This window comes from Agromyces binzhouensis (assembly GCF_004135055.1).
Taxonomy (GTDB): domain Bacteria; phylum Actinomycetota; class Actinomycetes; order Actinomycetales; family Microbacteriaceae; genus Agromyces; species Agromyces binzhouensis.
Map to the genome: position 1 here is coordinate 1 of NZ_SDPL01000146.1, position 6,852 is coordinate 6,852.

Annotated in this window: 8 protein-coding genes; 6 read left to right on the forward strand and 2 right to left on the reverse strand. The window is 71.1% G+C overall.

Annotation, left to right across the window (positions count from 1 at the left end):
- Positions 1-726: PDC sensor domain-containing protein (locus ESO86_RS08845; protein WP_129234567.1), on the reverse strand; the 726-nt coding region annotated here is incomplete at its 3' end.
- Positions 723-1,505, reverse strand: a complete 783-nt coding sequence (locus ESO86_RS08850; protein WP_129234568.1) for a FadR/GntR family transcriptional regulator — start codon at positions 1,503-1,505, stop codon at positions 723-725. The genes ESO86_RS08845 and ESO86_RS08850, both read right to left, overlap by 4 nt.
- Positions 1,506-1,655: 150 nt before the next feature.
- Here ESO86_RS08850 and ESO86_RS08855 point away from each other — a divergent pair, with 150 nt between their 5' ends.
- The 6 genes from ESO86_RS08855 to ESO86_RS08880 all read left to right on the forward strand — a co-directional run.
- Entirely contained in the window at positions 1,656-2,705 is a 1,050-nt protein-coding gene (locus ESO86_RS08855) for an ABC transporter ATP-binding protein (protein WP_129234569.1), read from the forward strand.
- 41 nt (positions 2,706-2,746) lie between these two features.
- Positions 2,747-3,934 carry an ABC transporter substrate-binding protein gene (locus tag ESO86_RS08860; protein ID WP_129234570.1) on the forward strand — a complete coding sequence of 396 codons (1,188 nt, stop codon included), beginning with the start codon at positions 2,747-2,749 and terminating at the stop codon, positions 3,932-3,934.
- Positions 3,935-4,025: 91 nt separating this feature from the next.
- Positions 4,026-5,009: an ABC transporter permease gene (locus ESO86_RS08865; RefSeq protein ID WP_129234571.1), complete on the forward strand. Its 984-nt coding sequence runs from the start codon at positions 4,026-4,028 to the stop codon at positions 5,007-5,009.
- A gap of 10 nt (positions 5,010-5,019) precedes the next feature.
- A complete protein-coding gene (locus ESO86_RS08870) occupies positions 5,020-5,820 on the forward strand; it encodes an ABC transporter permease (RefSeq protein WP_129234572.1) in 801 nt (266 codons plus the stop codon).
- A gap of 59 nt (positions 5,821-5,879) precedes the next feature.
- Complete coding sequence (locus tag ESO86_RS08875; protein WP_129234573.1) at positions 5,880-6,482, forward strand: nucleoside deaminase; 603 nt, start codon at positions 5,880-5,882, stop codon at positions 6,480-6,482.
- A gap of 57 nt (positions 6,483-6,539) precedes the next feature.
- On the forward strand, positions 6,540-6,852 hold a 313-nt coding region (locus tag ESO86_RS08880; protein ID WP_207207072.1), incomplete at its 3' end, for a hypothetical protein.

Genomic DNA, 6,852 nt, shown 5'->3' on the forward strand with positions numbered 1-6,852 from the left:
CGCGGCGCCGGTCGCGCGTCCCTCGGCCTCGGCTCCGCGCAGCGGTGCGAGCGCCTCGGGCAGTCCTTCGAGGCGCAGGAGGGCGCCGGTCGCGCGGTGCGGGTCGGTCGAGGCCACGATGCGACCGGATGCGTTCACGACGGTGAGGGTGCGGTCGGCGTCGCGCAGCACGGGCGCGAGGGCCTGCTCCAGCCGGGCCACGTACATGTCGGCGCCGACGAGCCCGACCATCTCGCCGTCGACGGTCACCGGGGTCGTCACGGTCACGGTGTAGTCGTCGGTGCAGAGGTAGTCGACGTAGGGCCCGGTCAGGTGCCTCGTGCCGGTGCGCTCGGGCACGCGCCACCATTCGAGCGTGGTGTAGTCGCGGAACGACTCGGCGTCGGGGTCGCTCACCGCGTCGAGGCGACGGATGCCGCGTGCCGGCACCCCGCGGAAGGGGTTGCCGTCGCTCAGCCACCAGGCGAGGTGCCAGGGCGCATCGGCCAGGTAGCCCGGCGCGGCGACGAAGCCGGCGCCCGTGATGAGCGTGCCGGGGCGGTCGAGTTCGGCGGCGACGGTTGCAGCGACGGCGGGGTCGAGGGCGGCGGCTCGGGGTTCGGGCTCGGACGCGAGACGCGCCCGGAGTCCCTGCTGCCAGCCGTCGATCAGGGCGAACACCGGGTCGATCACGTCGGCGATGCGCCGGGCGATCGCGGCGGCGCCCGTGGCGAGTGCCTGCGTCATGACGCGCTCCCTTCCTCGTGCGCGATGGGCGGCCCCGCTTCGAGCCGCACCTTCTCGTCGATGAGCCATTCCACCGCCGAGCCGATGTGGGTCGTCGTCGATCGGCGGGCGGATTCGCCGTCCGCCGCTCGCATCGCGGCGATCACTTCGAGGCGGTGCTCCCTCGTGCGGTCACGGTACTCCTGTTCGCGCAGGCACATCCAGAGCAGGGCGCCCGTCTCGGCCTGCAGGCGCAGCTCCTCGTGGACGAGTCGGGGCGACTGGCTGATCGCGGCGACCTCGAGCTGGAACCGGCCGACCGCGCGGCGGGCGCCGCCGGGGGTGGCGAGGTCGGCTCGCGCGTCGATCTCCACGAGGCTCTGGAGGTCGTCGTCGCTCGCGCGATCGGCCGCGACCTCGGCCGCCATGCCGGCGATGGCCGCGTAGTGGAGCGAGAGGTCGCGCAGCTCGATGCGGCTGAGCGCACGGACGCGCTCCTCGGTCAGTCGGAGCGAGACGTCGTCGTCGTAGGTGACGAAGCTGCCGCCGTCGCGGCCGCGGCGCGTGCGCACGAGTCCCTTGTGCCTGAGCGCGACGAGCGCCTCGCGCGCGGTGACCGGTGCGACCCCGAGGAGCTTGGCCAGGTCGGCCTCGCTGGGGAGGCGTTCGCCGTCGCGAAGCACGCCCGAGGCGATCGCGTCGGTCAGGCGCTGCTCGACCAGCTCGGCCCTTCCGGCGCCCTCGAGCGGCGAGAAGACGACGGCGCGGGCGGCGTCGGCGCGCGCGGTGGCGTGCGGCATCCGTCCTCCTCGATCGTGCGCCCGCGGATCCCCTCACCCCCCGGACTGGGGACGGTCGCGGGCGATTCCGTGATGCGACCGTAACACGAACCTCTGGACTATGACATATGGCTTCATATGATTAACCACACGCCATCGAAGGAGAGGCCCATGACCGACCCGCAGCCGGCCATCCGGCTCACCGGACTCACCAAGGAGTTCGGAGCCGTCACCGCCGTCGACCACGTCGATCTCGAGATCGCCGCGGGGGAGTTCTTCTCCATGCTGGGACCCTCGGGCTCCGGCAAGACCACCGTCCTCCGGCTCATCGCCGGCTTCGAGCAGCCCACGAGCGGCACGATCGAGCTCTTCGGCGACGACGTCACGAAGCGCGCCCCGTTCGACCGCGACGTGAACACGGTCTTCCAGGACTACGCGCTGTTCCCGCACATGAGCGTGCTCGAGAACGTCGCCTACGGCCTCCGCGTCCGCGGCATCGGGCGGAAGGAGCGCATCGAGCGCGCCCGGCGCGCCCTCGCATCGGTGCGCCTGGAGCAGATGGGCGACCGCAAGCCGTCGCAGCTCTCCGGCGGCCAGCGGCAACGCGTCGCGCTCGCCCGGGCCACCGTCGTCCAGCCCAAGGTCCTGCTCCTCGACGAGCCGCTCGGCGCGCTCGACCTGAAGCTCCGCGAGCAGATGCAGGTCGAGCTGAAGGAGATCCAGCGCGAGCTCGGCATCACCTTCATCTTCGTCACGCACGACCAGGAGGAGGCGCTGACGCTCTCCGACCGCGTCGCCGTCTTCAACGACGGGCGCATCGAGCAGCTCGGCACGCCCGCCGAGCTCTACGAGCGACCCGGCTCGCGCTTCGTCGCCGACTTCGTCGGCACGTCGAACCTCTTCGACGACGCCGTCTCGCGCGCGCTCCTCGGCCGCGGCGGCGTGCACTCGGTCCGCCCCGAGAAGATGGCCGTCGGCTCGGGCGAGACCGCGGCCGACGTGCGCAACGCCCCCGGCACCGTCGTCGAGACGATCTACCTCGGCAGCGGCATCCGCCTCGTCGTCGACCTCGACGCCGGCGTTCGCGTGAGCGTGCTCGAGCAGAACGACCGCAATCGCGTCCACGACGACGAACGCGGCGACCGCGTGGTCGTCAGCTGGCACGACGACGACGTCGTCGCGCTCGGCGGGGCGGATGCCTCGTCCGCGCCGGCCGTATGAAGCCTGCACCACACCACAACACACAGAACCAGGAGAGAACCATGATGCGCACCCCGCGCACGGCGCGCCGCGGCGCGACCGTCGGCCTGGCGATCGGCTCGATCGCCCTGCTCACCCTGACCGCCTGCGGCACCACCTCGGGCGACTCCGCATCGACCGACGACGCGCTCACCGAGCTCGGCGAGGCCGAGGGCCAGGTCTCGATCCTCGCGTGGCCCGGCTACGTCGAGGACGGCTCGAACAGCCCGGACGTCGACTGGGTCACGCCCTTCGAGGAGGAGACCGGCTGCGAGGTCACGTCCAAGACCTACGGCACGTCCGACGAGGCCGTGAACCTCATGAAGACCGGCGAGTACGACGTCGTCGCCGCATCGGGCGACGCCACGCTCCGGCTCATCGCCGGCGGCGACGTGGCTCCCGTCAACACCGACCTCATCCCGAACTACGAGGGCGTCTTCGACTTCCTCAAGGAGAAGGAGTGGAACTCGGTCGACGGGCAGAGCTACGGCGTGCCGCACGGCTACGGCGCCAACCTGCTCATGTACAGCACGGAGGCCTTCGACGAAGCCCCGACCTCGTGGGACGTCGTGTTCGACAAGGCCAGCGAGAACGCCGGCAAGGTGACCGCCTACGACTCGCCGATCTACATCGCCGACGCTGCCGTCTACCTCATGACCCACCAGCCCGAGCTCGGCATCGAGAACCCCTACGCCCTCGACGAGGAGCAGTTCCAGGCCGCGGTCGACCTGCTCAAGGTGCAGCGCGAATCGGTCGGCGAGTACTGGTCCGACTACCTCAAGGAGATCCAGGCCTTCGAGACCGGCGACTCGGTCGTCGGCACGACCTGGCAGGTCATCCAGAACGTGCTCGCCGGCTCGGGCGCACCGACCGAGGTCGTCCTCCCCGAAGAGGGCGCGACCGGCTGGTCGGACACCTGGATGGTCGCCTCCGACGCCGCCAACGTGAACTGCGCCTACATGTGGCTCGACTACATCGCCAGCCCCGAGGCGAACGCGACCGCGACGTCCTACTTCGGCGAGGCGCCCTCGAGCCAGGAGGCCTGCGAGTACCGCGACGACTGCGAGGCCTACCACGCCGGTGACGAGGAGTACGCCTCGCAGATCTGGTACTGGACGACGCCGATCGCCGAGTGCGTCGACGGCCGCACCGACGTCGAGTGCGTCGACTACGCGCAGTGGACCGCTGCGTGGCAGGAGATCAAGGGCTGACCTGGTCTCCACCGCGGGCCGGGGAGACTCCCTCCCTCCCCGGCCCGCACACCCCCGTTCCCGGCACCACCCGACAGGAAGCAGCATGACGATGAACGCGACGGCACCGGCATCCGCTCGCGGCGAGGCATCCGGACCGCCCGAGCCCGCTCAGGCCGGCTCCGCCCCCGGTGGAGCGCCCCGGCGCGGCATCCCGCGGCCGAAGGCGACCCCGGCACGCCGTGCGTCGGTGTTCCTCAGCGCGCACCCCCGGGTGCGCCTCGGGTTCCTCCTCGCGGCACCGCTCTTCTGGCTCGGGCTCGTCTACGTCGTCGCGCTGGCCGCCCTGCTCGTCACGGCGTTCTGGTCGGTGAACAGCTTCACCGGCGAGATCACGACCGAGTGGACGTTCGACAACGTCATCACGGTGCTCACCGGCTCGCTGTACCAGACGGTGACCTTCCGCACGATCGGCGTCGCGCTCCTCGTCACGATCATCGACGTCGCACTGGCGCTGCCCATCGCGTTCTACATGGCGAAGGTCGCCTCGCCCCGCGCCCGCCGGATCCTCGTCATCGCCGTGCTCATGCCGCTCTGGGCGAGCTACCTCGTGAAGGCCTACGCCTGGCGTTCGGTGCTCTCGCAGGACGGCATCCTCGAGTGGGTGCTCGCGCCGTTCGGGCTGCACACGCCCGGCTACGGCCTGCCCGCCACGGTCATCACGCTGTCGTACCTGTGGCTGCCGTACGTGATCCTGCCGATCTTCGCGGGGCTCGAGCGCGTGCCCGACTCGCTGCTCGAGGCATCCGCCGACCTGGGCGGCAAGACCTGGCCGACCATCCGCCACGTGGTCTTCCCGATGGCGCTGCCCGCGATCATCGCCGGAACCATCTTCAGCTTCTCGCTCTCGCTCGGCGACTACATCACGGTGAACATCGTCGGCGGCGCGAACCAGATGCTCGGAAACCTCGTCTACACGAACGTGGGCGCGGCGAACAACCTGCCGCTCGCGTCGGCGATCGCCCTCATCCCGATCGCGATCATCTTCGGCTACCTCGCGCTCGTGCGTCGCACGGGTGCCCTCGACAACCTCTAAGGGGCGACGGATGCGACTCTCCCGACTCTCGCGCACGACGCTCGCCGTCGTGGCCGGCCTCATCCTCGTGATCGTGTACGTGCCGCTCGGCGTCGTGCTCGTGAACTCGTTCTCGACCTCGACGTCGCTCAGCTGGCCGCCGCCCGGCTTCACGCTCGAGTGGTGGCAGCGGGCGTTCCAGTCCGCGGGCGCGATGGAGGCGGTCGGCACGAGCGTGTTCGTCGCGGTCATCTCGACCGCGATCGCGCTGGTGCTCGGCACGCTCATCTCGTTCGCGCTGCAGCGGTTCGACTTCTTCGGCCGCCACACCGTGAACCTGCTCGTGATCCTGCCGATCGCGCTGCCCGGCATCATCACCGGTATCGCCCTGAACAACTTCTTCCGCACGATCATGGGCGTGCCGCTGTCGATCTGGACGGTGATCATCGCGCACGCCACGTTCTGCATCGTGACCGTGTTCAACAACGTCATCGCGCGGCTGCGCCGCACCGGCACGAAGCTCGAGGAGGCGTCGGCCGACCTCGGCGCGGGCGTCTGGACCACCTTCCGGCTCGTGACCTTCCCGCAGCTCCGATCGGCGCTGCTGGCCGGCGGCCTGCTCGCGTTCGCGCTCTCGTTCGACGAGATCATCGTGACCACGTTCACCGCCGGGTCGGGCGTGACCACGCTGCCGATCTTCATCCTGAACAACATGTTCCGGCCGAGCCAGGCGCCGATCGTCTCGGTCATCGCGGTCGTGCTCGTGCTCGTCTCGATCATCCCGATCTGGCTCGCGCAGCGGCTGTCGGGCGACGAGCAGAAGCGCCGCTGACCGCGGGGGCGGAGCCGCGACCCCCACGCTCCGCCTCCGCCCGGGTGGAGAATGGGCGCATGGATGCCACGCCGACGTCGTCATTCTCCGCATCGCTGCCCGAGTGGCTGGTCGACGACCTGCCGCGGCTCGCGGCCGAACCGTTGCCCGACGACGCGTCGCGCATGGCGCTCGCGATCGAGCTCGCGGACCGGAACTGGCGGGCGGGCAGCGGCGGTCCGTTCGCCGCGCTGGTCGTCGACGCGGCATCCGGCGAACTCGTGTCGGCCGGGGTGAACCTCGTGCTCTCGAACGGGTTGAGCTCGCTGCACGCCGAGGTGACGGCGCTCTCGCTCGCGCAGCGGCGGCTCGGCCGGTGGGACCTCGGCGCCGGAGGCGCCGAACTCGAACTCGTCGTCAACTGGGCGCCGTGCGTGATGTGCTACGGCGCGGCCATGTGGTCGGGCGTGCGCCGCCTCGTCATCGCCGGCGACGGCGAGGAGTGCGAACGGCTCACGGGATTCGACGAGGGACCCATGCCGTCCGATTGGAAGGGCGAGTTCGAGCGGCGCGGGATCCGCGTGCATTCGGGGGTGCGTCGCGGCGAGGCGATCGAGGTGTTCCGCGCGTTCGGCGCGTCGGACGCGGTCGTCTACAACGCGCGCGGCGCGACCGAGCGGTAGGCCCGGCCGCGCCGCGGCGGTGGCGCGACTCGACGGTGGTCAGGTGTCGTGGCGGTCGTGGCCGCCGCGACCCCGAGCGCGACCGGGGCCGTGATCGTCGTGGTGACGGTCGCCGTCGTGGTGCACGTGGACGTGCACGTGGACGTCGTCGCGACGCCGTCCACGTCCGTGTGCGTGCCCGTGCCCGTGCCCCCGCCCGCGCCGGTGCGCGTCGTGGCCGTGCTCGCAGGCATCGGCGTCATCACCGGGGCGGTGGTCGAACGCCGACGGATGCCGCATCGGTCCGCCGTGGGGCGCCGCGACGGCCCAGGGCGGTGCGCCCCATCCGGTCGCGCCGCGCCGCATCTTATGTCGCGCACGATGCCCGGGT

What these genes read in the sequence shown, in the direction of transcription:
- ESO86_RS08850 (WP_129234568.1), bottom strand. Translation starts at nt 1,505, where the DNA reads ATGCCGCACGCCACCGCGCGCGCCGACGCCGCCCGCGCCGTCGTCTTC.
- ESO86_RS08855 (WP_129234569.1), top strand. Translation starts at nt 1,656, where the DNA reads ATGACCGACCCGCAGCCGGCCATCCGGCTCACCGGACTCACCAAGGAG.
- ESO86_RS08860 (WP_129234570.1), top strand. Translation starts at nt 2,747, where the DNA reads ATGATGCGCACCCCGCGCACGGCGCGCCGCGGCGCGACCGTCGGCCTG.
- ESO86_RS08865 (WP_129234571.1), top strand. Translation starts at nt 4,026, where the DNA reads ATGAACGCGACGGCACCGGCATCCGCTCGCGGCGAGGCATCCGGACCG.
- ESO86_RS08870 (WP_129234572.1), top strand. Translation starts at nt 5,020, where the DNA reads ATGCGACTCTCCCGACTCTCGCGCACGACGCTCGCCGTCGTGGCCGGC.
- ESO86_RS08875 (WP_129234573.1), top strand. Translation starts at nt 5,880, where the DNA reads ATGGATGCCACGCCGACGTCGTCATTCTCCGCATCGCTGCCCGAGTGG.